Origin of the sequence: Cryobacterium sp. TMT1-2-1 (assembly GCF_004403955.1) — a bacterium.
Taxonomy (GTDB): domain Bacteria; phylum Actinomycetota; class Actinomycetes; order Actinomycetales; family Microbacteriaceae; genus Cryobacterium; species Cryobacterium psychrotolerans.
In genome coordinates, this window is sequence record NZ_SOHC01000020.1 from 19,170 (window position 1) to 45,053 (window position 25,884).

20 protein-coding genes and 4 tRNA genes are annotated in these 25,884 nt (G+C 68.9%); 19 read left to right on the forward strand and 5 right to left on the reverse strand.

Annotated features, from left to right (window positions below):
• Nucleotides 1–14: 14 nt before the first annotated feature.
• The 5 genes from E3T33_RS02520 to E3T33_RS02540 all read left to right on the forward strand — a co-directional run bounded on the left by E3T33_RS02520 (nt 15) and on the right by E3T33_RS02540 (nt 10,461).
• The gene (locus E3T33_RS02520; protein ID WP_134574665.1) at nt 15–6,662 is read left to right on the forward strand and encodes a PxKF domain-containing protein; all 6,648 of its coding nucleotides are present in this window, start codon (nt 15–17) and stop codon (nt 6,660–6,662) included.
• A gap of 2 nt (nt 6,663–6,664) precedes the next feature.
• The gene (locus E3T33_RS02525; RefSeq protein WP_134574666.1) at nt 6,665–7,396 is read left to right on the forward strand and encodes a DUF2071 domain-containing protein; all 732 of its coding nucleotides are present in this window, start codon (nt 6,665–6,667) and stop codon (nt 7,394–7,396) included.
• Between the two features lie 99 nt (nt 7,397–7,495).
• The gene (locus E3T33_RS02530; RefSeq protein WP_174843266.1) at nt 7,496–8,572 is read left to right on the forward strand and encodes a DUF2092 domain-containing protein; all 1,077 of its coding nucleotides are present in this window, start codon (nt 7,496–7,498) and stop codon (nt 8,570–8,572) included.
• Nucleotides 8,565–9,569, forward strand: a complete 1,005-nt coding sequence (locus E3T33_RS02535) for an ATP-binding cassette domain-containing protein (protein ID WP_241982801.1) — start codon at nt 8,565–8,567, stop codon at nt 9,567–9,569. The genes E3T33_RS02530 and E3T33_RS02535 overlap by 8 nt, the downstream gene beginning before the upstream one ends.
• Nucleotides 9,570–9,594: 25 nt before the next feature.
• Nucleotides 9,595–10,461, forward strand: coding sequence for an ABC transporter permease (locus E3T33_RS02540; RefSeq protein ID WP_134574667.1), 867 nt, complete (start codon nt 9,595–9,597; stop codon nt 10,459–10,461).
• 39 nt (nt 10,462–10,500) lie between these two features.
• Here the strand turns inward: E3T33_RS02540 and E3T33_RS02545 are convergent, their stop codons facing one another.
• The 5 genes from E3T33_RS02545 to E3T33_RS02565 all read right to left on the reverse strand — a co-directional run bounded on the left by E3T33_RS02545 (nt 10,501) and on the right by E3T33_RS02565 (nt 15,787).
• Entirely contained in the window at nt 10,501–11,496 is a 996-nt protein-coding gene (locus tag E3T33_RS02545; protein WP_134574668.1) for a CapA family protein, read from the reverse strand.
• A gap of 10 nt (nt 11,497–11,506) precedes the next feature.
• Nucleotides 11,507–12,817, reverse strand: coding sequence for an erythromycin esterase family protein (locus E3T33_RS02550; RefSeq protein ID WP_134574669.1), 1,311 nt, complete (start codon nt 12,815–12,817; stop codon nt 11,507–11,509).
• Nucleotides 12,814–14,127 (reverse strand): phosphoribosyltransferase, encoded by a 1,314-nt coding sequence (locus tag E3T33_RS02555; protein ID WP_198417233.1) that lies wholly within the window; start codon nt 14,125–14,127, stop codon nt 12,814–12,816. The genes E3T33_RS02550 and E3T33_RS02555 overlap by 4 nt, the downstream gene beginning before the upstream one ends.
• Before the next feature lie 169 nt (nt 14,128–14,296).
• Nucleotides 14,297–15,547, reverse strand: coding sequence for an amidohydrolase (locus tag E3T33_RS02560; protein WP_198417234.1), 1,251 nt, complete (start codon nt 15,545–15,547; stop codon nt 14,297–14,299).
• Between the two features lie 167 nt (nt 15,548–15,714).
• A tRNA-Val gene (locus E3T33_RS02565) sits at nt 15,715–15,787 on the reverse strand.
• A 160-nt stretch (nt 15,788–15,947) separates the two neighbouring features.
• Here E3T33_RS02565 and E3T33_RS02570 point away from each other — a divergent pair.
• From E3T33_RS02570 to yajC, 14 genes are all read left to right on the forward strand, one after another.
• A tRNA-Gly gene (locus E3T33_RS02570) sits at nt 15,948–16,019 on the forward strand.
• Nucleotides 16,020–16,066: 47 nt separating this feature from the next.
• A tRNA-Cys gene (locus E3T33_RS02575) sits at nt 16,067–16,140 on the forward strand.
• A gap of 26 nt (nt 16,141–16,166) precedes the next feature.
• Nucleotides 16,167–16,238 (forward strand) — tRNA-Val (locus tag E3T33_RS02580).
• 437 nt (nt 16,239–16,675) lie between these two features.
• A complete protein-coding gene (locus E3T33_RS15420; protein WP_198417235.1) occupies nt 16,676–17,380 on the forward strand; it encodes an HIRAN domain-containing protein in 705 nt (234 codons plus the stop codon).
• Between the two features lie 124 nt (nt 17,381–17,504).
• Nucleotides 17,505–19,427 carry a threonine--tRNA ligase gene (thrS, locus tag E3T33_RS02590; protein WP_241982808.1) on the forward strand — a complete coding sequence of 641 codons (1,923 nt, stop codon included), beginning with the start codon at nt 17,505–17,507 and terminating at the stop codon, nt 19,425–19,427.
• 1 nt (nt 19,428) lies between these two features.
• Nucleotides 19,429–19,989 carry an HIT domain-containing protein gene (locus E3T33_RS02595; RefSeq protein WP_092322091.1) on the forward strand — a complete coding sequence of 187 codons (561 nt, stop codon included), beginning with the start codon at nt 19,429–19,431 and terminating at the stop codon, nt 19,987–19,989.
• A gap of 81 nt (nt 19,990–20,070) precedes the next feature.
• Nucleotides 20,071–20,973 carry a pyridoxal 5'-phosphate synthase lyase subunit PdxS gene (pdxS, locus tag E3T33_RS02600; RefSeq protein ID WP_092322089.1) on the forward strand — a complete coding sequence of 301 codons (903 nt, stop codon included), beginning with the start codon at nt 20,071–20,073 and terminating at the stop codon, nt 20,971–20,973.
• Nucleotides 20,974–20,984: 11 nt separating this feature from the next.
• Nucleotides 20,985–21,587, forward strand: coding sequence for a pyridoxal 5'-phosphate synthase glutaminase subunit PdxT (gene pdxT, locus E3T33_RS02605; protein WP_092322088.1), 603 nt, complete (start codon nt 20,985–20,987; stop codon nt 21,585–21,587).
• A gap of 13 nt (nt 21,588–21,600) precedes the next feature.
• A complete protein-coding gene (locus E3T33_RS02610; RefSeq protein ID WP_134574673.1) occupies nt 21,601–22,134 on the forward strand; it encodes a DUF1697 domain-containing protein in 534 nt (177 codons plus the stop codon).
• 187 nt (nt 22,135–22,321) lie between these two features.
• A complete protein-coding gene (locus E3T33_RS02615) occupies nt 22,322–23,086 on the forward strand; it encodes a YebC/PmpR family DNA-binding transcriptional regulator (RefSeq protein WP_134574674.1) in 765 nt (254 codons plus the stop codon).
• A 7-nt stretch (nt 23,087–23,093) separates the two neighbouring features.
• Complete coding sequence (gene ruvC, locus E3T33_RS02620; RefSeq protein ID WP_134574675.1) at nt 23,094–23,699, forward strand: crossover junction endodeoxyribonuclease RuvC; 606 nt, start codon at nt 23,094–23,096, stop codon at nt 23,697–23,699.
• On the forward strand, nt 23,696–24,334 hold the full coding sequence (ruvA, locus tag E3T33_RS02625; RefSeq protein WP_134574676.1) for a Holliday junction branch migration protein RuvA: 639 nt from the start codon (nt 23,696–23,698) through the stop codon (nt 24,332–24,334). The genes ruvC and ruvA overlap by 4 nt, the downstream gene beginning before the upstream one ends.
• Nucleotides 24,331–25,380 carry a Holliday junction branch migration DNA helicase RuvB gene (gene ruvB / locus E3T33_RS02630; RefSeq protein ID WP_134574677.1) on the forward strand — a complete coding sequence of 350 codons (1,050 nt, stop codon included), beginning with the start codon at nt 24,331–24,333 and terminating at the stop codon, nt 25,378–25,380. Before ruvA ends, ruvB begins: the two co-directional genes overlap by 4 nt.
• A gap of 74 nt (nt 25,381–25,454) precedes the next feature.
• Nucleotides 25,455–25,856, forward strand: coding sequence for a preprotein translocase subunit YajC (yajC, locus tag E3T33_RS02635; RefSeq protein WP_092322079.1), 402 nt, complete (start codon nt 25,455–25,457; stop codon nt 25,854–25,856).
• The last annotated feature ends 28 nt before the right edge of the window (nt 25,857–25,884 follow it).

Here is a 25,884-nt window from a genome sequence, read left to right on the forward strand (position 1 = left end):
ACCCGGAGGACCCCATGCAGGTTTCAGGCGGCAGCCCCATTCGTGCACGCTTTTTCTCCGGGGGCCGCACTCGTGCCCGGCTCGCCGTCATCGCCACGCTCGCGCTGGTGCTCGGGCTGCTGGGCGCCCCGCCAGCGTTCGCGTCGACCGCGAACAGTGCTGTCTTCTCGGGCGGCACCGGGACGGTGTCGGTCGGGGGAGTCCTCTACGCCAGGCAGGGCGGCGCGCTGACACTGACCGTCACCACGAGCAGCGACACGAAATGCGTCGAGGTCGTCGGCGCGTTCGCCGCCGGCGACGTGTCGGCGACAGGGAAGACAAGCTGGACGTTCACCACGACCGCCGGTGCGGGAAACGGAAGCCAAACGGTGACCGCCGCCGCCTCACCAAACGTCAACGCGCAAGGCAAATGCACCGGCCCGTCGAGTTCGGCCCAGGGCTCGTACACACTCGACAACACCGGTCCGACCGTCACCGGTACCCTTGCCCCGGCACCCAATGCGGCCGGCTGGAACAAGGCGAACGTCGGAATCACCTGGTCCGCGAGCGACGCCGGCTCCGGCATGTCATCGGCACCCACGCCCTCGACGGACTCCGTCAACGCGAACACGGCAGTCACCGGCACCGTCAAGACAGCCACCGCAGCCGACCGGCTGGGCAACGCCGGGAACGGATCCGTCACCGTCAAGCTCGACAAGACCCAGCCATCCATCGACGCCAACCGCAGCCCGGCGGCCAACGGTGCCGGCTGGAACAACACCAACGTCACCGTCGGATTCACCTGCGCTGACACACTTTCCGGAATAAAGTCCTGCACCGGCGGCGGGTCCGTCGTCCTCTCCGCCGAGGGCGCGAACCAGTCCGTCCCCGGGACCGCCGTCGACAACGCCGACAACACCAACACCTCGGGCGTGACCGGCATCAACATCGACAAGACGGCGCCGTCCCTGACGGGCGCCCCAACCACCCAGCCCAACGTCTCCGGCTGGTACCGCGGAGACGTCTCCATCGACTGGACCGCTACCGACGCGCTGTCCGGCATCGCCGGCGCCGCCCCCGCGTCCGGCACGATCTCGGGCGAGGGAACGGGACTCACCGTCGGCGCCAGCGTGGGCGACCTGGCCGGCAACACGCGCAACGCCACGAGCCCGGCCGTCAGGATCGACCGGACGCCGCCGACGACCGGCATCAGCGGAACCTCGAACATCTGGACCAACGGAAACGTCACCGTGTCCTTCTCCCCGGGTGACAACCTCTCCGGCGTCGCATCCACCTCGTATGCCGTCGATGGCGGCCCGGCGCAAAGCGGTACCGGCTTCACGCTCGCCGCCGAGGGCGACCACATCGTGACCTTCCACAGCACCGACCTCGCCGGGAACGTCGAGGAGACGCGCACCGCGCACGTCAAGATCGACAAAACCGCACCCACCATCGGCCACACGTTCACCCCGGTCGGTTACAGCGACGGCGCCTGGACGAACGCGAACGTCACGGTGACCTTCCTCTGCACCGACTCGGGATCCGGCATCGCCGCCTGCACCGCACCGGCCACGATGAGCACCGAAGGCGCGTCGCAGCAGGTCGTCGGAACCGCCACCGACAACGCCGGCAATTCCGCCAGCAACACGGCGGTCGTCAGCATCGACAAGACCCAGCCGACGATTTCCGCAGGCGCCGACCGCGCTCCGAACGGCGCGGGCTGGTACCGCGACGACGTCACGGTCTCCTTCGAAGCCGCAGACGCCCTCTCCGGAATCGCGAGCTCTCCTGCCGCCCGAATCCTGGGCGAGGGTGAGAACCAGTCGGCCTCCGGCACGGCCACCGACGCCGCCGGCAACAGCGCGAGCGCCGAGATCACCGGTATCCACGTCGACAAGACCGCGCCCGTCCTCACGGCATCCTTCCCCGGCGGCTGGCACACCGACGACGTGGCCGTCGACTGGACCTGCACCGACGCTCTCTCCGGGGTCGCGACTCCGCCCACCGATGACGTGGTGGACGGCGAGGGGAACGATCTGGTCTCCACCCGCTCCTGCACCGATGTGGCCGGCAACACGGCCACGAAGACCGTGAACGGGATCGCCATCGACCGTTCCGCCCCGACGACCAGCGCCAGCGTCCCGGTCGCCCCGGCCAGCGGCTGGTACACCGCAGGCGTCCTGGTCAGCCTGGCCGGTCAGGACTCCCTCTCCGGCATTGACGACACCTTCTACAGCGTCGATGGCGGAGCAACGCAGGGCTACGGCGCCCCCTTCACGTTCACTACAGCGGGAACCCACACCATTGCCTTCTGGAGCACGGATGTTGCGGGCAACCTCGAGGCGGCGACCGGCGAGATCACGCTCCGTATCGACGTCGCGCCTCCGGTCACAACGGTGATCAACCCGATCTCGCCGGCCAGCGGCTGGTTCGTGACGAGCGGCATCCCGGTCGCCTTCTCCGCGACGGACGACCACTCCGGCGTCGCCGCGACGCAGTATTCCATCGACAACGGACCCACCTACACCTACGGCGGCGACGAGTTTGAGGCCGTACTGTCGGTCGGCTCTCACTCGATCGCCTACTGGAGCGTGGACGTCGCGGGCAACGCCGAGACTGTCCGGTCGACGACCGTCTGGGTCGACACGGTCCGCCCGACGATCACCGGCGAGGCCTCCCCGGCCGCCAACGGCTTCGGCTGGAACAACACCGATGTGAACGTCACGTTCACCTGCACGGATACCGTCTCCGGCATCAACCCGGCCGTCGACTGCGGCCCCGACGTCACCCTCGACGCCGAGGGCGCGGACCAGGTCGCGGAGGGCGTCACGGCGGATGTCGCCGGCAACACCAACTCGGCCACGGTCGGCCCGATCAGCATCGACAAGACCGCGCCGACGCTCTCCGGTGCGGCCACGACCGCCGCCAACGGTGCCGGCTGGTACCGGGGCGACGTGACCATCGACTGGACCGGAGCCGACCTTCTGTCCGGCATCGAGGACCAGCCGGCAGCCAGCCTCATCACCGGCGAGGGCGCCGGCCTCGGAGCCTCCGCGACGGTGTCCGACCGTGCCGGGAACGAGACGACCGCAACGGTGAGCGGCGTCAGGATCGACCGCACCGCCCCGGTCATCGAGGGACAGGCGACCACCGACCCCAATGCCGCCGGCTGGTACCGGGGCCAGGTCACCGTCGACTTCACCTGCAGCGACCTGCTGTCCGGGGTCGCGGTGTGCCCCACCAGCGAACTGGTCAGCGGCAACGGCCCCCACCAGAACGTCACCAGCGGCCCGGCCACCGACAACGCGGGCAACGAGAGCGCCGGCCTGACCGTCGGCGACATCAACATCGACGCCTCCGCCCCGAGCAGCACGGCCGACAACCAGTGCACGGCGGTGAACGGCTGGTGCAAGGGCCAGACGGCCACGGTCGTGCTTGAAGCCGAAGACCAGGCCGGGCTGTCCGGCGTCCGGGAAATCCGCTACGCGATCGGCAACGCAGCCGTGCAGGTGGCCGCCGGGTCGACCGCGACGGTCACCGTTCCCCTCAGCGGCAGCGGATCGGGCACCGTGAGTTACTGGGCGGTCGACAACGCCGGCAACGCGGAGAGCGTGAACACCGTCGACCTCAAGTGGGACAACATCGCCCCGACGGTTTCCCACACCCTCTCGCCCGCGCCCAACGCAAGCGCCTGGAACCGGAGCGACGTCACGGTGACCTTTGAGGCCACCGACGACGATCTCGGATCCGGCGTGGCGAGCGTCACGGCCCCGGTGACCGTCGACGCCGAGACCCCGCAGGCGGGGCTTCTCGTCACCGGCTCAGCGGAGGACACCGCCGGCAACGTCGGCACCGACTCGGTCACCGTTCGGCTGGACAAGACCGATCCGGGCATCATCGGCGGGATCGCCTCCGGGACCGCCGGCACCAACGGCTGGTACCTGGGCCCGGTGTCGGTGCACTTCGACTGCTCCGACGCCCTTTCCGGCGTCGCTTCCTGCCCCGACGACGTGACGCTGACCGACAATGGTTCCAACTCGACGAGCGGCATCGCCACTGACACGGCCGGCAACACCGCCGACGACACCGTGGCCGGCATCCGCGTCGACCAGGAAATGCCGAGCACGAGCGCCCACGTGTCCGGCACCAACGCCCACGGCTGGTACACCGGCCTCGCGTCGGTGACCCTCGTGGGGACGGACACGGTGTCTGGAATCGACACGACGTTCTACAGCCTCGACGGCCAGGACGCGGCGAAGTACACCGCCCCGCTCTCCGTCGGCAGCCAGGGCACGCACACCGTGACGTTCTGGAGCACCGACCTCGCCGGCAACGTTGAGGGCGTGAACACGCTCACCTTCCAGGTGGACCGCGTCGCTCCCGTGACGACAGTGATCAACCCGGATGCCCCCGCGTCCGGCTGGTTCCTGACCGGCGCCGTCCCCATCGAGCTCTCGGCGACCGACGACGGGTCCGGCATTGCCGCAACTTACTTCACGATCGACGACGGCCCCGCCGTCACCTACGGCCAGCCCCTGCTGACCGACCTGGCCACCGGCCGTCACACGATCACCTACTGGAGCGTCGACCACGCCGGCAACACCGAGGCGAAGCGCGACCTGTCCGTGAGCGTGGACACCGTGAAGCCGACGATCGCCGGCGCGGCCAGCCCAGTCGCCAACGGCTTCGGCTGGAACAACACCGACGTGGACGTGACCTTCCTCTGCGACGACGCCGACTCCGGCATCGCCGGCTGCGGGCCGAATACCAAAGTCACCAACGAGGGGGCCGGCCAGCTGGTTTCCGGCACGACGGCCGATGTCGCCGGCAACACGAACTCGGCCACGGTCGGTCCGATCAGCGTCGACAAGACCGTGCCGACCCTCTCCGGCACCCCCACGACCGGCCCGAACGCCGCCGGCTGGTACCGCGGCGACGTGACGATCGACTGGACCGGCATCGACGGCCTGTCCGGAATCGCGCACCAGCCGGCGGACGGCCTGATCACCGGTGAGGGAGCGGACCTCGGCTCCTCGGCGGACGTGGCCGACCGCGCCGGGAACGAGAAGCACGCGATGGTGACGGGCATCCGGATCGACCGCACCGCACCGGTGCTCGAGGGCCGGGCGACCACCCAGCCCAATGCCGCCGGCTGGTACCAGGGCCAGGTCACCGTTGGCTACGCCTGCACGGACACCCTGTCCGGGATGGCCCTGTGCCCGACGAGCCGGGTAGTCAGCGGCAACGGCGCGAACCAGAGCGTCACCAGCGACCCGGCCACCGATAACGCGGGCAACGAGAGTGCCGTCCTGACCGTCGGTGGCATCAACATCGATGGCGCGGCCCCGAGCACCACGGCCGACAACCGGTGCGTCAAGACCAACGACTACTGCACCGGCCCCACCGCGGCCGTGGTGCTCAGCGCGGTAGACCAGGCCGGACTGTCCGGGGTCAGGGAGATTCACTACACGATTGATGCTGGTGCGCCCCAGGTCGCGGCCGGGTCGAGCGTGACGGTCAACGTTCCACTGACCGGCAGTGGTTCCGGCAACGTGGCCTTCTGGGCCGTCGACAACGCCGGCAACCGGGAGACAGCGGGCGGGGTCGCCCTCAAATGGGACAACATCGCCCCGACGGTTTCCCATCTGCTCTCGCCGCTGCCGAACGGCAACGACTGGAACAAGAGCGACGTCACGGTCACGTTCTCGGCCCGGGACGACGACGCCGGCTCCGGCCTCGTGGCAGGGTCTGTGACCGCCCCGGTGACCGTCGGCACCGAGACTCTCGTGACCGGGCTCACCATCCAGGGCCAGGCCACCGACACCGCCGGGAACATCGGCAGAGATTCGGCCACGGTGAAACTGGACAAGACGGCGCCGACCATCACTGCCGCGATCGTCAGCGGCAGCCAGGGCTGGTACACCGGGCCGGTCACGGTGCGGTTCGCCTGCGCCGACGCCCTCTCCGGCATCGCCGCCTGCCCGGCCGACGTGACGCTGACCGACAACGGGACCAACACGGTCACCCGTACGGTGGCCGACAACGCGGGCAACACAGCCGCCGCCACGCTGTCAGGAATCAGGATCGACTCCTCCGCGCCGACCATCACCAACGTCAACGTGGCCAGCGGGTTCTACCTGCTCGGCGCGGCCCCTGCCGCGACCTGCACGGCCACCGATGCGGTCTCCGGTCTCGCCGGAACCTGCACGGTGACGGTGACCGGCGGACGCCCGAACGGTGTCGGCACGTTCATCTGGACCGCCACTGCCACCGACGCCGCCGGCAATACCGTGACGACGACCGGGACCTACCAGGTGATCTACCGCTTCGACGGGTTCCTGCAGCCGATCAACGACACCGCGCACCAGGTCGGTCTCACGACCAGCGTATTCAAGGGCGGCAGCACCATTCCGGCAAAGTTCCAGCTGCGCAAGGCGGACGGAACCCCGGTGCTCTCGAACACGGCGCCGGTCTGGCTCACCCCGGTCAAGGGCGCGGCGATGACCATGGCGATCGACGAGACCGTCTACGCCATCACGGCCGACACCGGACTGGTATTCCGGGTCGACGGAACCCAGTACATCTACAACTGGAAGACACCCGCCGGGGGCAACTACTACGGTATTGGCGTCAGGCTGGACGACGGGCAGGTCTATTACGTCAGCATCGGACTGCGCAAGTAACCATGGCCGATGCCGCCGCTGAACCCGTCTCGTCTATCGCCGCGCCGCTCCTCGGACGGGCATCCGCGACGCAGCGCTGGTCCCACGTCGCGTTCCTGCACTGGCGCGTGGACGCGGCGGCCGTGGCCCCGCTGCTGCCGGCCGGCCTGCGCCCCGACGAATTCGAGGGCACGAGCTGGGTCGGCCTGATTCCTTTCGTGCTGGACCGGGCCACGGTGTTCGGCAGCCCGCCCGTGCCCTACTTCGGTTCCTTCGTCGAGGTAAATGTGCGGCTCTATGCAGTCGATGCGCTGGGTCGGCGCGGGGTCGTTTTCGTCTCACTCGAGGCCTCCCGCCTCGCCGCAGTCCTCGCGGCACGGGCGCTGTTCTCGCTGCCGTACCGGTGGTCCCGAACGAGCGTTGAAATCTCTGCGGGGGAGTACCACTACGCCGCGCGCAGGCACCTGGCCGGATCGCTGCACTCCGACATCGTCGTTCGCCCGCGGGATGCGCGCGTCGAGGGAGACCTCCTGGCCGACTTCCTCACCGCACGCTGGGCGCTCTTCACGCGAGTGGGCGGGCGCACGATCCGTCTCCGCAATCACCACGAACCGTGGGTGCTCTACACAGCCGACCTGGTCAGCCTTGACGACACCCTGCTCGCCGCCGCCGGCTTCCCCGGCCTGGCCTCGCGGCCACCGGAATCCGTGCTCTACTCACCGGGCGTGACCACGCGGTTCGGCGTGGTGGCCTGACCTGCGCCTCACGCTGAGAGTCGGCAGGAAAAGGGGTCACATCCGCGAGCGGCAGGCGTAATCTGTGTGCATGTGTAGCTTTCGTCGAGGGGGGATGTCATGACCCGCGTGTATCTCCGCTGGGTTCCGGCCGCGGTCGTCACCGCCGTGATCACTGCCGGCGCGCTGGCCGTTCCGCTCCAGGCGGGCGCGTCCGTCGACCTGCCCGACAAGACCCCGCAGGAAGTCCTGGAGCTGATCGGCGACAGCACGAAGGACTCGCTCTCCGGCACGATCGAACAGACCTCCAATTTGGGCCTGCCCGACCTCTCAGCGGGCGGATCAGCGGGCGGATCAGCAGGGGGCGACGAGGCGGCCTCCGCGCTCGAGCTGCTCACCGGAGACCACACGGCGAGGGTCTACGTCGACGGCCACGACAAGAAACGCGTGCAGGTGATGGACCGGATGGCCGAGCGCGATCTGATCATCAACGGCTACGACGTGTGGCTCTGGGATTCCAAGGAGAACACGGCCACCCATGTGGCCGTCCCGCCGCACGACAAGGGAGACTTCCCGAAGCCGGGCGACACACCGACGCCGGCTGAACTGGCCGAGAAGTTCCTCGAAGCGGTCGACCCCACCACCGAGGTGACCGTCGATGACGACACGGAGGTGGCCGGACGCACGGCCTACGACCTCGTGCTCACCCCGCGCAGTTCCGAGGACACCCTGGTCGGATCCGTCTCGATCGCGGTCGACTCGGAGACCGGCCTGCCGCTGCGCGTGCAGGTCACGGCCCAGGGCGAGACCGAGCCGGCGTTCCTGCTCGAGTTCACGGAGCTGAGCCTGGAGACGCCGGATGCCGACATCTTCGAGTTCGAGCCGCCGCCTGGTGCCACAGTGAAGGAGAAGGAGCTGCCCGAGCACCCGTCGAAGGACGGAAAGACCGACGGTGACCACGATGACTTCCCGGGGGAGGTCAGCGGAAGCGGCTGGGACACCGTGATCGAGCTGCCCGCTGGATCTGCCCCCGCCGAGCTCACCGAGTCGCCTATGTTCGCCCAGGCCACGGAGGCCGTGGACGAGGGAGCGGTGCTGTCCACCACACTGCTGAACATTCTCATCACCGACGACGGGCGTGTGTACGTCGGATCGGTCCCGGTCGAACGGCTGCAGTCGGCAGCCGCCGGTGGGTGAGCAACCGAACCCCGCCGTCGAACTGGCGATCGAGACCCGTGGACTGACCAAGCGGTTCGGCCACCAGACGGCCGTCAACGCCGTCGACCTCGCCGTGCCTCGAGGGTCGGTGTTCGGATTCCTCGGGCCGAACGGCTCCGGGAAGACCACCACGATCCGGCTGGCCCTCGGCCTGGCCGCGGCCACCAGCGGGCAGGTCAGCGTGCTCGGCCAGACGATGCCCGGCCGGCTGAAAGATGTTCTGCCGCGCGTCGGAGCGCTGGTCGAAGGCCCCGGCTTCTACCCGTTCCTCTCCGGCGCGGCGAACCTGCACCGCCTCGACTCGGCCGACCGGTACGCACCCTCGGCCACCCGGCGGGCGCGCGTTCGCGAGGCGCTCGACCGCGTCGGCCTCGGCCACGCGGCCGGCAAGAAGGTGGGCGCGTATTCGCTCGGGATGAAGCAGCGGCTCGGGCTGGCCAACGCCCTCCTGATGCCGCGCGAGCTGCTGGTGCTGGACGAGCCGACCAACGGGCTCGACCCGCAGGGCACCCGCGAGGTGCGCAACCTCGTGCGGTCGCTCGCGGCCGAGGGCACGACGGTGTTCGTGTCCAGCCACCTGCTCGCGGAGGTGGAGCAGATTTGCTCGCACATCGCGGTGATGAGTGTCGGTAGCCTGGTCGCCCAGGGCACCCTCGACGAGCTGCGGCGGGCGGGCGAGTCGCGCGTGCGCGTGCGCACCCCCGACATCGCCGCCGCGCTCCGCGTGCTCGCCGCGCTCGGGCTCGCGCCGGAGCAGACGGAACCGCCCGGGCGGGCCGGCGGCGACGGCAACGACGACAGCCACGACGACGGGGTGGTCAGCGCGCCGCTCGCGCCGGACAGCCGGCCGGCCGAGGCGATCGTCGCGGCCCTGGTCGCCGGCGGCGTGCGGGTGCGGGGCTTCACGGTCGACCGGGCCAGCCTCGAGGACCGCTTCGTCGCGCTGACGGGGGAGGGGTTCGACATTGCCCAGTGAGAGACCCAGTGAGAGACCCAGTGTGGTGAGCGGGCCGAGTGATGTGAGTGGGGGCATCCGTCGCGCCCGTCCGACCATCGGCTGGGCGCTGTTCGCCTCCGAGCTGGCCGTGTTGTTCCGACGCCGGCGGACCTGGGCGATGCTGCTCGCGCTGGCGGCAGTCCCGGTGCTGATCGCCGTGGCGGTGCGGTTGTCATCGTCGCCGCCGGAGCCGGGGAGGGGGCCGCCGTTCCTCGACCGGGTCACCCAGAACGGGCTCTTCGTGGGCATCACCGCGCTCGTGGTCTGCATCCCGCTGTTCCTGCCGTTGACCGTCGGGGTCGTCGCCGGCGACACCATCGCCGGCGAGGCGAACCTCGGCACCCTGCGGTATCTGCTCGTGGTCCCCGCCGGACGCGTGCGGCTGCTGCTCGTCAAGTTCGCGGGAGCCGCCGCCTTCTGCCTCGCCGCCACCCTGACGGTCGTCGCCTCGGGGGCGGCCATCGGCGCCGCGCTCTTCCCGGTCGGGCCCGTCACCCTGCTCTCCGGCGACACGATCAGCGTGGGCGAGAGCATCCTGAGATCGCTCCTGGTAGCCGGCTACGTCACCGTGTCCCTGCTCGGACTCTCGGCCATCGGGCTGTTCATCTCCACCCTGACCGTCGTGCCGGTGGGCGCCATGGCCGCCACAATCGTGCTGTCGGTCGTGGCCCAGGTGCTCGGCGCCCTGCCCCAGCTCCAGTGGCTGCACCCCTGGCTGTTCAGCCACTACTGGCTCGACTTCGCCGACCTGCTGCGCCAGCCGATCGCCTGGACCTCGTTCGGCGACAACGCCCTGCTGCAGGCCGGCTACGCGGCGGTCTTCGGTGCCCTCGCCTACGGCCGGTTCGTGACCAAGGACATCCTGTCCTGACCCGGGATCCGGCCACGGCCCGGCCGGTTCCCGGCCGGGTCAGGCCGTGCCGCCGAGCGGGATCACGAGGCAGGTTCGGGCATCCGACCAGGCTGCATGCGTTCCGAGTTCACCGCAGAGCGTCTGCATCCGCTGGGCGATCGCCCGCGCGCTGCCCCTGGCGAGGCGCGCCTGGAAGTCGATGATGACCGTGGGGTACAGGCGCAGCTCCCGCGGGATGCCGGCGTCGGTCTCCAGCAGGAAGACGAAGGACTGGTCGTTCCGGGCGAACTCGTCGACGGCATAGTCATCGATGAAGTCGCCGGCGCTGTAGATGATCGGCCGGTCCCGGTAGACCTCCACACCGCGAACGATGTGCGGCGAATGCCCGTACACGACGCCCGCGCCTGCGTCGATCAGGGCATGCGCGAACGTGCGGTGATCGCCGGGCACGTCGAAGCCCCAGTTCCCGCCCCAGTGGGCGGAGACGATGAGAAGGTCGACCCGGCTGCGGGTGTGCCGCACGAGGTCCAGCAGCTCCCGAGCCCGGGCGTCGTCGACATCGATCGGCACGTAGTGAACTCCCGGTGCCGCCGCCTCGGCTTCCCATCCCGGCTCGTTGTCGGTCACGGCCAGGAAGCCCACGCTGAGCGTGTCCGCCTGGCAGATGGCCGGCCGGCGGGCGTGCTCGAGGTCGACCCCGGCGCCCGAGTGCAGGATCCCGTGCGCGTCCAGCGTGCCGAGCATCTCGCGCAGGGCATCCGCGCCGTAGTCGAGCACGTGGTTGTTGGCCAGCGAGACGACGGTGAAACCGGCCGCCCGGAGGCTGTCCACGTTCCGGGTGTCCGAACGGAAGCGAAAGACCTTCGCGGGCCAGGCGGTGCCGTCGTCGGACAGCACGAACTCGAGATTGCCGACCCGGATGTCCGCACTTGCGAGCAGGGGAAGGGTGGAGCCCCAGGGGTACGCGGGCCCGACGCCGGTGAACTCGGCGTCTGCCAGGGCGTCATTGACCAGTCGCCCGAGCATGACATCCCCGACGAGGGCGATCAGCATCCCGTGCCTCCTAGAATCCGGTGGGTTCCGTTTCGTACTCGGGCTCTTCCGGACGCGGTTCATGGTGCAGGGGAACCAGCGCGGTGGTCTCCTCGAGCCAGATCAGCGCGTCGTAGCGGCCGCCCATCCGGGTCGGCACGTAGTTTCCGGCCTCGCGGCCGGGCTGGTAGACGACGCCGATGGCCCGGTGGGGCAGCCACGCGCCGAGCCAGGGGCCGGCGCGGGCGTCGGGGAACAGGAGCAGGGCATCCGTGCCGAGCACGTTGTGCAGGAGGCCCTCGTGGCTGGACGGGCCGGCATCCGGAACCGTCAGCACCTGTTCCGGCGAGCCCCACGCGCCGGCTGCGAGTACCGAGCCCCGGTGCGAGGCGAAGCCCACCAGCGCCACCCCCTCGTCGGCGTGGCGTTCGCGCAGGAGCTGGCCGACGTTGACGAGGCCGTCGCGGGTCATGTCGGTGGCCCTGGCATCGCCGACGTGCGTGTTGTGCTCCCAGATCATGCCCTTCGATCGCGGCCCGTGGTGCTCGGCCAGCCGGTCGATGGTGTCCGCCATGTGGATCTCCCGGACGTTCCACGATTCGTGGTCACCGCGAATCATGACCCGGTAATAGCGTTCGGCGTTGGCGGCGACCTCGGCGTTCTGCGCCGCGGCGAAGGCGTCCTCGTCGCCGTGCCGGGTGCGCTGCCGCACCTCGGCGAGGAGGGCGACGACGTCGGGCTCGCACGACTCGGGCACCAGGCGGGTGCTCCAGGCGTAGTTGTGCGGGTTGTGCCGGTAGGGCATGAAACAGCGCCAGGCCAGCCGGGCGGTGTGCACCGCGTCGGGTTCGTGCACCTCCAGCCACGAGATGATCTCGCTCAGCGAGTCCCAGAGCGAGTACACGTCGAGCCCGTAGAAACCGACGGCCTCCGCGGGAGGCCTGGTGGCGTTCCATCCGCGCAGCCAGGTGAGGAATTCGGCGACGTCCTGATTGGCCCACAGCCAGGTCGGCCAGCGCTCGAAGCGGGACAGCAGCCCGTCCGCGTCCTGGTCCCGGTCGTCCTGTCCACGCACCCAGCGGTTGATCCGCCAGCAGTCGGGCCAGTCGCCTTCGACACCGATCCAGGTGAAACCGTGCTCCTCGATCAGCCGCCGGGCCAGGCGGCATCGCCACCGGTAGTACTCGTGCGTGCCGTGCGAGGCCTCGCCGATGCCGACGAAGCGCGCGCCGCCGATCCGCTCGACCAGCGGGTCGAGGTCGTCGGTTCCGGCGAGCGGGCGGGCCAGGGACCGAATCTCCCGGGCCGCATCGGACTCACCCGGATGCGCGCCGAGCGTCATGTCGGCTCGTCGCCGGGCAGGAGGCGCCGCACGAACCAGTCGCGGGCGAGGGAGGCAGCCTGGCTGAGGGTACCAGGCTCTTCGAACAGGTGGGTGGCGCCCTCGACGACCTCCAGTTCGTTCGGGCAGGTGAGCTGGGCCTGGGCCCAGCGGTTGAGTTCGAGGACCGTGTGATCGAAACTCCCGACGATCAGCAGGGTGGGAGCCTGCACCTGGGCCAGCCGAGGCGCGGCGAGGTCCGGCCTCCCGCCGCGCGAGACGACCGCCGAGATCTCGGCGCCCTCGTCGGCTGCGGCCCAGAGTGCGGCGCCGGCGCCCGTGCTTGCCCCGAAGTAGCCGATGCGGCACGACGCGGCATCCGGCCGGCTCTTCAGCCACCGTGTCGCCGCGGCGAGCCGGTGTGCGAGCAGTTCGATGTCGAACACGTTCGCCCGGTCCAGTTCCTCGTCGGGCGTGAGCAGGTCGAGCAACAGCGTGCCCAGACCGGCCTGCTGCAGCACCTCGGCGACGAACCGGTTTCGGGGACTGTGCCGGCTGCTGCCGCTGCCGTGGGCGAACAGCACCACGCCCGTCGCGGGCTCGGGGAGGTGGAGGTGGCCCTCCAGGGCGAAGGCGCCGAGCGGGATCTGCACGTCGCCGTCGAAGTCGGGCGCGTCGGTCCGGGTGCGGCGCATCCGCTGGTCTGCGGCCTCGAGCAGGGAGACGACCTCATCGTCGCCGGTGGCCGAGAAGTCGCGATAGAAGGCGCCCACCGCGCCGAAGAATTCCGGCGTCGAAATGCATACGATTTCGTCGGCCTCGGGGAACGTGCGGATGGTGTCCGCAGGCGCCACCGGCACCGCCAGGACGACCTTCGCGGCGCCGAGGTGGCGTGCGACTTCGCAGGCGACCCGCGCCGTGGCCCCCGTCGCAATGCCGTCGTCGACGATGACCGCGGTGCGACCGGTCAGGGCGATGCGCTCGCGTGTGCCGCGAAAACTCGCCACGCGGCTGTTCAGCAGCGCCCGTTCGCGTTCCTCCACCGCACGCATTTCCTGTTCGGTGACCGGGATCTGCCGCAGCACGCGGTCGTTAAGAACCCGGGCTCCGCCCTCGCCGATGGCCCCCATGGCGAGCTCGGGCTGGAAGGGGACGCCGAGTTTGCGCACGACGATGACGTCGAGGGGGGCGTTCAGGGCCTCGGCGACTTCGAACGCCACGGGAACGCCGCCGCGGGGGAGGCCCAGCACGACCACATCCTCGCCGCGCAGGTATTCCAGTCGTGCCGCCAGCTGCCTGCCGGCAGCCACCCTGTCAGAAAACACGACCACGGCCCTGCACCTCCCAAGTGGGGCCCCGCGCCCAGGTGCGCGGGGCATGCGGACATCATCGTCCCGAGCGCGGGGGTGCACCAGTGCCGGCAGGGCAGACGCGGGCGTGAATCAGGTGCGCTGAACCAGATCAGGTCAATCAGGTCAGTGGCGCGTGCGCCGCGCACGGTCACCGGGCCGCGCGGCCCAGCCATTCTCGTGCTGCGACAACGAGCGCCTCAACGCCGGTCGCGAGTGTCGGTTGCATCACGGGCGCGTAGTGCGGCGAATGGTTGGTCGGGATGTCACTGCGGATGGTCCCCGCCGACTCAGCCGCCGCGTATTCCTCGGGATCGGACCCGCCGAGCATCCAATAGACGAGGGGTGCGCCGGCAGCCGATGCCAGGTTTCCCACGTCTTCGCTGCCGGTGAGCGCCCCCGGATCGAACATGCGTGCCTCGCCGAAGGCCGCCCGGAACGCCGCCATCGTGCGTTCGGAGGCGATGGGATCATTCACCGTGACCGGATACCGCTCGGCGTAGCTGAATTCAGGCGGCGTCGTGGCGCCGGATGCCATCGCTTCGGCCGTGACGATTCGTTCGACGGCGTCAATCACCCGGGCCCGCACGCCCTCATCGAAACTGCGGATGCTGATCCCCAGTCGAGCCTCGTCCGAGATGATGTTGCTCGTGGCGCCGACATGCAGGCTGCCGATCGAGACAACTGCCACCTCCTGCGCGCCCACCTCGCGGGCCACGACCCCCTGCAGGCGCATGACCGTCGCAGCGGCCATGACCACAGGGTCAATGGTGGTCTCGGGCTCCGAGCCGTGGCCCCCTCGGCCGAACATCCTGACGTTGAGACTGTCCACCGCGGCCATCGCCGGGCCGGGGTGAGCGCCGAGCTTCCCCGCGGGGAAGGGGAAGACGTGCTGGCCGAGAACGACATCCGGCAGGGGAATCTTCGTGTACAGGCCGTCGTCGACCATGACCTGCGCGCCGCCCCCGTTCTCCTCTGCCGGCTGGAAGAGGGCGATGAGGGTTCCGGACCACTGGCTTCGCGTGGCGACCAGCTGCTCGAGCGCCCCCAGGAGGGCGGCCATGTGGATATCGTGCCCGCAGGCATGCATGACGGGCACGTCAGTGCCGTTGCCGTCGATGCCGCGCGCGGTGCTCGCGTACGGCAACCCGGTGTCTTCCTTCACCGGCAAGGCGTCCATGTCGGCCCGCAGCATGACGACGGGACCCTCACCGGTCGTCAGCACACCGACCACTCCGGTGCCGCCGATCCCGGTCGTCACATCGAGTCCGAGCGCGAGCAGGCGTTCGGCGATGAGTGCCGAAGTCCGGTGCTCGGAGAACGAGAGTTCCGGGTTCTGATGCAGGTCCATATAGAGCTCTTCGAGTGGGGTGCTGCTTCCGGCTGCTGAGTTCATCGTCATCGCTCCTCAAGCGTCTGCGCGGTTCTCCGCAGCGCCCGGTTCTCCAACGCGCGGTTCTCCGCAAGACTCTCAGGCTAGTTGACGGCTGCGCCGAATCGGTCCGGATCCGCCAGTCCCGGGGCGGCTCGGGGCAGCAAAAAAGCCCCGGTGGGCCGGGGCTTATTCGGTGGGCGATACCGGACTCGAACCGATGACCTCTTCCGTGTGAAGGAAGCGCGCTACCAACTGCGCCAATCGCCCAACTGTGCGGTGAAACAAGTTCAACCGCGACTCACGATACTAGACCAGACGGGGCGGCCGGACCACATCGAGACGGGCGCAACACGCCGCGTTTGCTCGGTTTGGACCTCGGCCGAAGTATCGGCTAGAGTCTTCAAGTCAGCAGAAATGCCGACAAGTTGCGGATGTGGCGCAGTGGTAGCGCATCACCTTGCCAAGGTGAGGGTCGCGAGTTCGAATCTCGTCATCCGCTCGAATTGAATCGGCCGAAAGGCCGATTCTCTTTGGTGGTGAACCCAGGGTGGATTGGCCGAGAGGCGAGGCAGCGGCCTGCAAAGCCGTATACACGGGTTCGAATCCCGTATCCACCTCCATTCTGTGGAAGATATTCCAGAGAAATGGGCGATTGGCGCAGCGGTAGCGCGCTTCCCTGACACGGAAGAGGTCACTGGTTCGATCCCAGTATCGCCCACAGCAAAACCCCCGATAACTCGGGGGTTTTTTTGTTGCCAGCTGGTCCGGGTCGCTAAACCTCGACGACGCTAAACCTCGATGCCGCTACACCTCGATGCCGGTGTGTTCCCAGTCGCACGAGTCGTTTGTGCAGGCATCCGTCCACTGCATCGACCCGAATTCCCGATGTGACAACGCTCCGAAGATGACATCGCCGGAACCGCATTCGGGGCAGGTCTGAGTAATCATTCGCACAACGTAGTCCAGCGCACCCCACGAGCGATAGGGATTCTGCGAAATGCGCCACGCGTGAGGGGTCGCAAATCGACCTTCGTTTGGCCGGGGAAGGTCGATTTGCGACCCCTCATGGGCCAGGATCGACGGAATCCGTGTCAACCGTACTGGGGATACCGCCCCGATCGGGCCCTGCGCCATTCTCGAGGAGGAGGTTCACAGATGGACTACTTGCTCGATGCCGCTCGTCGCGCCACCGGTATGTTCCGACTTCCGAAACTGTCCCTTCCGAAACGGTCCAGGAGCGCGCCCACGGCAACATCGGCGCCGAACCGGAGCATCGAACCCGCGCCCGCGCCCCCGGATGACCGCGTCGCCCCGGTGGGCACGCCCGGCGTTTCGCACTACCTGCCGAGTGAAGACTGGGAGGAACTCCTCGTCACGGACGGCGATGGTTTGCCGACCCTGTACCTGCAGATGCACACCGGCGAATTGCGGCTGACCGAACCCACCACCGGAAAGCTCGTTGCCGTCGGCAACCATCACCTCCGGCGGATGGGGATCTGGACCGTCGACCTCGGCGGAGTGGACGCACGCAAGACCGCGGTGCGCGAAGGCCTGCTGCAGCCCGGATCCCCGGTGTCACTCGTCCGCGAACCCGACAACGCCCACGACGGCAACGCCATCGCCGTGCATGCCGCCGCAGGCCGCCCCGTCGGATACCTCAACCGAAGGACCGCCGCGGGCTTGTCCAGGCTGCTCGACACCGGCATGAGGCTCGAGGCGATTTCGATCGCCTTCGACTCCGTCACGGCCGGACGGCCCGGCGGCGTCAAGGTGCTGGCCGCCTCGCCCGAACTCGTGCGCCACCTTCTGCGGAAGCGTCCGGGAGCCGGGCTGATCGCACCCCTCGACCTGGCAAGTTAGGCCCGGTCGCAGCGGACGCCGCCAGACTCCCCGCGCGCCACTAAAGTTGAAGGGTTCGCAAAACTAGGGAGTCATACACGTGGTTGACGGCTTTGAGCTATTCACCGACCGGTCCGTTGTCGCAATGCGCGTCAACGGCGAGCTCAGGGACCTGGCGACGACGGTGACGCCGACGGATGCCGTCGAAGCCGTCACCATCGATTCGACCGACGGACTGAACATCCTCCGCCACTCGGCGGCACACGTGCTCGCGCAGGCGGTGCAGACGATCAACCCGGAGGCGAAGCTCGGCATCGGTCCGCCCGTCACCGACGGTTTCTACTACGACTTCGACGTGGCGGAGCCCTTCACCCCCGAAGACGTCAAGGCGCTCGAGAAGGCCATGGACCGGATCATCCGCTCCGGGCAGCGCTTCGTGCGTCGCGTCGTCACCGACGACGAGGCCCGCGCCGAACTCGCGGACGAGCCGTACAAGCTCGAGTTGATCGGGATCAAGGGTGCCACGGCCCAGGGCGGCGACAACGAGTCGGTCGAGGTCGGCGGCGCCGAGCTCACCATCTACGACAATGTCGACCCGAAGACGGGGGAGACGGTCTGGAAGGACCTCTGCCGCGGCCCGCACCTGCCCAACACCCGCATGATCGGCAACGGCTACTCGCTCACCCGCCTGGCCGCGGCGTACTGGCGCGGCTCGGAGAAGAACCCGCAGCTGCAGCGCATCTACGGCACCGCCTGGCCCAGCAAGGACGAACTCCGCGCGTACCAGGCCCGCCAGGAAGAGGCCGCCAAGCGCGACCACCGCAAGCTCGGCGCCGAGCTGGACCTGTTCAGCTTCCCCGAGGAGATCGGCTCCGGCCTGCCCGTCTTCCACCCCCGCGGCGGCATCATCCGCCAGGAGATGGAGAACTACTCCCGCAAGCGCCACACCGAGGCCGGCTACGACTTCGTCTACTCACCGCACATCACCAAGTCGAACCTGTTCGAGACGTCCGGCCACCTCGACTGGTACGCCGACGGGATGTTCCCGCCGATGCACCTCGACGAGGAGCGCGACGCCGACGGCCACGTCACCCGCCAGGGCGTCGACTACTACCTCAAGCCGATGAACTGCCCGTTCCACAACCTGATCTTCCGCTCGAGCGGCCGCAGCTACCGCGACCTGCCGATGCGCCTGTTCGAATTCGGCTCGGTCTACCGCTACGAGAAGTCGGGCGTGGTGCACGGCCTCACCCGGGTGCGCGGCATGACGCAGGACGACGCGCACATTTACACGACCCGCGAGAACATGAAGGAGGAGCTGACCAACACGCTCAACTTCGTGCTGCAGCTGCTCGCCGACTACGGTCTCGAGGACTACTACCTCGAGCTCTCCACCAAGGACCCGAAGAAGTTCGTCGGCAGCGACGAGGCATGGGACGAGGCGACGCAGACCCTCGCCGAGGTCGCCGAGGCATCCGGTCTCGAACTCGTCTCCGACCCGGGTGGAGCCGCGTTCTACGGCCCGAAGATCTCGGTGCAGGCTCGCGACGCGATCGGCCGCACCTGGCAGATGTCCACGATCCAGCTGGACTTCAACCTGCCGGAGCGCTTCGACCTCGAATACACGGCCTCCGACGGCACTCGCCAGCGGCCGGTCATGATCCACCGCGCCCTGTTCGGGTCGATCGAACGCTTCTTCGCCGTGCTCACCGAGCACTACGCCGGGGCGTTCCCGGTCTGGCTGTCCCCGGTGCAGGTCGTCGGCATCCCGGTGGCCGAGCAGTACGGCCCGTACCTGGACGAGATCATCGCCCGGCTGAAGGCGGCCGGCGTGCGCGCCGAGGTGGACAACTCCGACGACCGGATGCAGAAGAAGATTCGCACGCACACCAAGGCGAAGGTGCCGTTCCAGCTCATCGTCGGCGAGGAAGACCGCTCCAATCGCTCGGTGAGCTTCCGCTTCCGCGACGGCACGCAGGAGAACGGCGTGCCGGTGGATGACGCCGTCAGCCGCATCGTGGAATCCATCCGCTCTCGGGCACAGGTGACCGGCCAGGGGCAGATCTGACATGGCCGAGATCGGTGACGAAAACACAGGGGTCGAGCACTCCTCCGACTTCGCGGCCGTGCCCGACGCCTTCCAACGACTCTGGACGCCGCATCGCCTGGTCTACATCCAGGAGGGCCAGCAGCCGCATATCGACGAGTGCCCGTTCTGCCTGGCGCCCAGCATGGACGACGAGAAGGCGCTCATCGTCGCCCGCGGCACACACGCCTACGTGCTGCTCAACCTGTTCCCCTACAACAGCGGCCACCTGCTCGTCTGCCCGTACCGCCACGTGGCGACCTATGACGAGGCCACCCCGGAAGAGATCGCCGAGATCGGCAGCCTGACCCAGGTTGCCATGCGCGTGCTCAAAAACGTTTCGCACTGCGACGGCTTCAACATCGGGATGAACCAGGGACGGATCGCCGGCGCCGGCATCGCGGAGCACCTCCACCAGCACATCGTGCCGCGCTGGGCCCTCGACTCGAACTTCTTCCCGATCATCGCCGGCACGAAGGCGATTCCCCGCCTGCTGGGCGACGTGCGCCGCGAGGTGGCCGCCGGCTGGCCGGCCGGCGACTAGCTGTTTCCTCCATCCTTTCTCCCCGTCCAGGCAGCGGTCCGCTGCGCCAGTGCCCCACCACGCAAGGAATAGAATCAAGAAATGACTGAGACCACTTCCGCCGAGCAGTTTGGCTCGAGCCGCGTCAAGCGCGGACTCGCCGAGATGCTGAAGGGCGGCGTCATCATGGACGTCGTCACCGCAGAGCAGGCACGAATCGCAGAGGACGCCGGCGCGGTTGCCGTCATGGCCCTCGAGCGCGTGCCCGCCGACATCCGTTCCCAGGGTGGTGTCGCCCGGATGAGCGACCCCGACCTGATCGACAGCATCATCGCCGAGGTGTCCATCCCGGTCATGGCGAAGGCCCGGATCGGCCACTTCGTCGAGGCGCAGGTGCTGGAGGCCCTCAAGGTCGACTACATCGACGAGTCCGAGGTGCTGAGCCCGGCCGACTACGTCAACCACATCGACAAGTGGAACTTCCAGACGCCGTTCGTCTGTGGCGCGACCAACCTGGGTGAAGCGCTTCGCCGCATCACCGAGGGCGCGGCCATGATCCGGTCCAAGGGCGAGGCCGGCACCGGCGACGTCTCGGAGGCCACCAAGCACATCCGCACGATCAGGGGCGAGATCGCCCGCCTGTCCGCTTTGAGCAAGGACGAACTGTACGTCGCCGCCAAGGAACTGCAGGCGCCCTACGAACTGGTCGCCGAGATCGCCGCGACCGGCAAGCTCCCCGTCGTCTTGTTCGTCGCCGGTGGCGTTTCCACGCCCGCCGACGCCGCCATGATGATGCAGCTCGGCGCCGACGGCGTCTTCGTCGGCTCCGGCATCTTCAAGTCGGGCAACCCGCAGGCCCGCGCCAACGCGATCGTCAAGGCCGTCACGTTCTACGACGACCCGAGCGTCGTCGCTGCCGTGTCCCGCGGGCTGGGCGAGGCCATGGTCGGCATCAACGTGTCCGACCTGGCCGCGCCGCACCGCCTGTCCGAGCGCGGCTGGTAACAGCACCCAAGATGACCGTTGGAGTTCTCGCCCTGCAGGGCGACTTTCGTGAGCACGCCGCGGTCCTCGCAGCGCTCGGCGCGGAAGTGGAACTCGTTCGTCGCCCGGAGGAACTGGCCCGCGTCAGCGGCCTGGTGATCCCGGGCGGCGAGTCCAGCGTCATGGACAAGCTCTCCCGCGCGTTCGGTCTGGCCGAGCCGCTCCGGGACGCCGTGCACGCCGGCCTGCCGGTCTACGGCACCTGCGCCGGGCTGATCATGCTGGCCGACACCGTGCTCGACGGCATCGCCGGCCAGCAGAGCATCGGCGGACTCGACATCTCGGTGCGCCGCAACGCGTTCGGCTCGCAGGCGGAGTCTTTCGAGACGGAGCTGGACGTGCCGGTGCTCGGCGCGCCTCCGGTGCACGCCGTGTTCATCCGCGCCCCGGTGGTGGAGGTGGTCGGGCCCCGCGCGACCGCGCTGGCCAGGCTCGCGGACGGCCGCTGCGTCGCCGTGCAGCAGGGCAACCTGCTCGGCACCTCGTTCCACCCCGAAATCACGGGGGAGCACCGGTTCCACGAGCACTTCCTCCGGATGGTGTCCGACGCGAAGTTCCGCGGCGCAGCGTCATGACCGGCGCAGCGTCGTGACCGCATACGTCGCCCTGTTGCGGGGCATCAACGTGAACGGCATCACGATCACCATGTCGTCGCTCCGGGACCTGTTCCGCGGGCTCGGCTTCGCCGGCGTGCAGACCGTCCTGGCCAGTGGGAACGTGCTCTTCGAGACCGGGCCGGGGGAGAGCGACGCTTCGGCGCTCAAGGCGCGGATCGAAGCCGCCCTGTCCGAGGCCTACGACTACGAGGCCTGGATCGTGCTGCAGGGCGTCGAGACCCTCGGCCGGATCGTCGACGCCTACCCCTTCGACCCGAATCGCGAGGGCTGGCATCCGTATGTCGTTTTCTCGTCTGATCCCTCGGCCCTGACCGAGCTCCTGGCCGGTGCCGACGGACTCGACCCGCGCGACGAGCGGGTCACCGCCGGCGACGGGGTGCTCTACTGGGAGGTCCGGCGGGCGGTCGGGGTGAAGAGCCCGTTCAGCAAACTCAGCGGCAAGACGAGATACCGCTCGAGCACAACGACCAGGAACCTGCGCACCCTGCACAAGCTCATCGCCTGAGCCGTGTTGGCCGGGGCTTCCGGCCGGTTCGGGGTGCCCCGGGTTAGAATGGGCGGGCACCCGGCGGGTGCGACGACCACGCATGGCGGCGCCAGATCGCCGCACAGGCTCTGCAACACAGCAGCGCTGCAACGCGGCAGCTGCAACACACCAGCGGCAGCACACGAGTGAAACAAACGGGAGATGTATGTCCGGGCATTCCAAATGGGCGACAACGAAGCACCAGAAGGCGATCACCGATTCGCGGCGCGCCAAGGCCTTCGCAAAGCTGATCAAGAACATCGAGGTCGCGGCCCGCATGGGCGGCGCAGACCTCTCCGGCAACCCGACCCTGGTCGACGCCATCCAGAAGGCCAAGAAGACCTCCGTTCCGAACGACAACATCGACCGCGCCGTCAAGCGCGGCGCCGGCCTGACCGGCGACGCCGTCGATTACACGACGATCATGTACGAGGGCTACGCGGCTCACGGAGTGGCCATCATGATCGAGTGCCTCACCGACAACAAGAACCGTGCGGCAGCCGAAGTGCGCACCACGGTCACCCGCAACGGCGGCAACATGGCCGACCCGGGCAGCGTCGCCTACAACTTCCACCGCAAGGGCATCGTCGTCGTTCCCAAGAGCGACGGCCTCACCGAGGATGACGTTCTCCTCGCCGTTCTCGACGCCGGCGCCGAAGAGGTGGTCGACGACGGCGACAAGTTCGAGGTTTTCAGCGAGGCCCACGACCTCGTCGCCACCCGCACCGCGCTGCAGGACGCGGGCGTCGATTACGACTCCGCCGACATCGCGTTCGTGCCGTCGCTCAAGGTGGAGGTGGATGCCGAGACCGCCCGCAAGGTCTTCCACCTCATCGACGCCCTCGAGGAACTCGACGACGTGCAGAACATCTACAGCAACTACGACCTGTCGCCCGAGGTGCAGGCGGAGCTCCAGGCCGAGTCAGCGTAACGCCGCGATGCCGGTCAGGGTGCTCGGGATCGACCCTGGCCTCACTCGCTGCGGCGTGGGCGTCGTCGACGTCTCCGGCAACCGCTCGGCGACCCTCGTCGACGTCACCGTGCTGCGGAGCGACCCCGGCCTGGCCCTCGAGCGCCGGCTGCTGCTGATCAGCGACGGCATCGAAGACATGCTCGACCGTCACCAGCCCGCGTTCGTGGCCATCGAGCGCGTGTTCGCCCAGCACAACGTGAGCACGGTCATGGGCACCGCGCAGATCAGCGGCGTCGCCCTGATGCTCGCCGCCCGGCGGGGCCTGCCGGTGTCGCTGCACACGCCGAGCGAGGTCAAGGCGGCCATCACCGGGTACGGCTCGGCCGACAAGAAACAGGTCGGCACGATGGTCGCGCGCATCCTCGGCCTCGCCGAAATCCCCAAGCCGGCCGATGCCGCCGACGCGCTCGCCCTGGCCATCTGCCACGCCTGGCGCACCGGGGCCTCCGGCGGAACGCTGCCCACGGCCGCTTCGCTCGCCCCGGGCGCCCAGACCCCAGCCCAGAAGGCATGGCTCGCCGCGGAGCGTAGCGCGGCAGCGTCGGTGCCGCCGCGTAGTCTTAAGCGGTGATCTCCTCCGTACGTGGCACCGTCCTGTCCGCCCTGGGCTCGACCGTCGTGATCGAGGTCGGCGGAGTCGGCCTCGCCCTGCAGGTCACCCCGACGACCGCGCTGTCCGTGCGCGTCGGCGCCGAGGCCCGGCTCGCGACGACGCTGGTCGTGCGCGAAGACTCCCTCGCCCTCTACGGCTTCCCGACCGCACCGGAGCTTGCGGTGTTCGAGCTGCTCGTCGGCGTCACCGGTGTCGGCCCGAAGTCCGCCCTCGGCGTGCTCGCGGTGCTCACCCCGAACCAGATCGCCCTGGCCGTCCAGGCCGAGGACGACGCGGCGTTCCGCAAGGTCAGCGGCATCGGACCCAAGACCGCCAAGCTGATCGTCCTGTCGCTGGCCGGCAAGGTGCAGGTGACCAGCGGGGCGCCCGCGAACCCGCGTCCGGCCGGTTCCGCCACGGTCGCCGCGAACGTGCAGGCCGCCCTGATCGGCCTGGGCTGGTCGGAACGAGTGGCGGCGCAGGCCGTCGATGAAACGCTGGCCGAGGCATCCGGCGCGGATCCCGGCGTCGCGACCGTGCTGCGCCTGGCCCTGGCCCGGCTGGGCCCCGCACACCAGAGCCCCGCTCACCAGTCGTCGGAGCGCCGGTCATGACCGGCCAGGGACTGGCCAACGATCCGGGTGTCGAAGTGACGAACCCGGTGCTTGAAGGGGATGCCGAGCTCGCGTTCGAAGGCGCCCTCCGGCCCCGCAGCATGGCCGAGTTCGTCGGCCAGCAGAAGGTGCGCGGCCAGCTGCAGCTCCTGCTCACCGCGGCGACGATGCAGAGCCGCACCCCCGACCACATCCTGCTGGCCGGCCCGCCTGGGCTCGGCAAGACCACGCTGGCCATGATCGTGGCCTTCGAGGGCAACCGTCCGCTGCGCATGTCCAGCGGGCCCGCCATCCAGCACGCCGGCGACCTCGCGGCGGTGCTCTCCTCGCTCGTGCCCGGCGAAGTGCTCTTCATCGACGAAATCCACCGGATGGCGCGCTCGGCCGAAGAGATGCTCTACCTGGCGATGGAAGACTTCCGCATCGACATCATGGTGGGCAAGGGCGCGGGGGCGACCTCCGTGCCGCTGGAACTGGCGCCCTTCACGCTCGTCGGGGCGACCACCCGCTCCGGACTGCTGCCCAACCCCCTCCGGGACCGATTCGGCTTCACCGCCCACCTCGAGTTCTACTCCGAGGCCGAGCTGGAACAGGTGCTCGGCCGGGCGGCAAAACTGCTCGAACTGCCGATCGGCCGCGACGCCCTCGCCGAGATCGCGGGCCGCTGCCGGGGAACGCCGCGCATCGCGAACCGGCTCCTCCGGCGCGTGCGCGACTACGCACTCGTGCACGGGGGAGAGGCAGACCTGGCCGCCGTCCATGCGGCGCTCGAGCTGTACGACGTCGACCCGATCGGCCTGGATCGGCTCGACCGTGAAGTCATGCGGATCATCCTGACTCGTTTTGGGGGAGGCCCGGTTGGCCTGAATACGCTGGCGGTTTCCGTCGGCGAGGAGTCCGAAACCGTCGAAGCGGTCGTCGAGCCCTTCCTGGTGCGGATAGGCTTCCTCACGCGCACCCCGAGGGGGCGGGTGGCAACACCCGCGGCGTGGCAACACTTCGGTCTCAGCAGCCCTCAGGCCGGCCTGAACCTCGATCCCCTATAATTCAAGTTGGTCCGCCGCGATCCGCACTCACCTGTAGCGGTCGTCGTACCGCAATCGGAAGGTACAAAAGTTTCATGCCAGACATCACCACCATCCTCATGCTCGCCGTCCTGGCGGTCCTCGTGTTCTTCATGTTCCGCAACGGGCGCAAGCGCAAGGCGGACCTCGAGGCCCTCCAGTCCAAGATGGTCGCCGGCGCCGAGGTCATGACCAACTTCGGCATGTACGGCACCATCGTGTCGATCGACGAGGCCGAGAACAAGGTTGCGCTCGAGATCGCACCGGGCACCGTGGTCAACATCCACCGCCAGACGATCGCCCGCGTCGTCGAGCCGACCGTCGTCGAGGCCGACGAGGCTCCCGTCGCCGAGCTCAACCAGGACAGCGGCACCGTCATGGGTGAGCCGGAGTTCGGCCAGCGCGCAGCAGGCGAAGACGGCATCGATGGCAGCACGCGCGCCAAGGGCGACGCGTAACACAACCCTCTCCCGTGCCCGCGCCCTC

Bases quoted from the DNA above. Each gene is read 5' to 3' on its own strand.
- E3T33_RS02520 (WP_134574665.1), top strand. From the start codon at position 15: ATGCAGGTTTCAGGCGGCAGCCCCATTCGTGCACGCTTTTTCTCCGGG.
- E3T33_RS02525 (WP_134574666.1), top strand. From the start codon at position 6,665: ATGGCCGATGCCGCCGCTGAACCCGTCTCGTCTATCGCCGCGCCGCTC.
- E3T33_RS02530 (WP_174843266.1), top strand. From the start codon at position 7,496: ATGACCCGCGTGTATCTCCGCTGGGTTCCGGCCGCGGTCGTCACCGCC.
- E3T33_RS02545 (WP_134574668.1), bottom strand. From the start codon at position 11,496: ATGCTGATCGCCCTCGTCGGGGATGTCATGCTCGGGCGACTGGTCAAT.
- E3T33_RS02550 (WP_134574669.1), bottom strand. From the start codon at position 12,817: ATGACGCTCGGCGCGCATCCGGGTGAGTCCGATGCGGCCCGGGAGATT.
- E3T33_RS02560 (WP_198417234.1), bottom strand. From the start codon at position 15,547: ATGACGATGAACTCAGCAGCCGGAAGCAGCACCCCACTCGAAGAGCTC.
- E3T33_RS15420 (WP_198417235.1), top strand. From the start codon at position 16,676: ATGGACTACTTGCTCGATGCCGCTCGTCGCGCCACCGGTATGTTCCGA.
- thrS (WP_241982808.1), top strand. From the start codon at position 17,505: ATGCGCGTCAACGGCGAGCTCAGGGACCTGGCGACGACGGTGACGCCG.
- E3T33_RS02595 (WP_092322091.1), top strand. From the start codon at position 19,429: ATGGCCGAGATCGGTGACGAAAACACAGGGGTCGAGCACTCCTCCGAC.
- pdxS (WP_092322089.1), top strand. From the start codon at position 20,071: ATGACTGAGACCACTTCCGCCGAGCAGTTTGGCTCGAGCCGCGTCAAG.
- pdxT (WP_092322088.1), top strand. From the start codon at position 20,985: ATGACCGTTGGAGTTCTCGCCCTGCAGGGCGACTTTCGTGAGCACGCC.
- E3T33_RS02615 (WP_134574674.1), top strand. From the start codon at position 22,322: ATGTCCGGGCATTCCAAATGGGCGACAACGAAGCACCAGAAGGCGATC.
- ruvC (WP_134574675.1), top strand. From the start codon at position 23,094: ATGCCGGTCAGGGTGCTCGGGATCGACCCTGGCCTCACTCGCTGCGGC.
- ruvB (WP_134574677.1), top strand. From the start codon at position 24,331: ATGACCGGCCAGGGACTGGCCAACGATCCGGGTGTCGAAGTGACGAAC.
- yajC (WP_092322079.1), top strand. From the start codon at position 25,455: ATGCCAGACATCACCACCATCCTCATGCTCGCCGTCCTGGCGGTCCTC.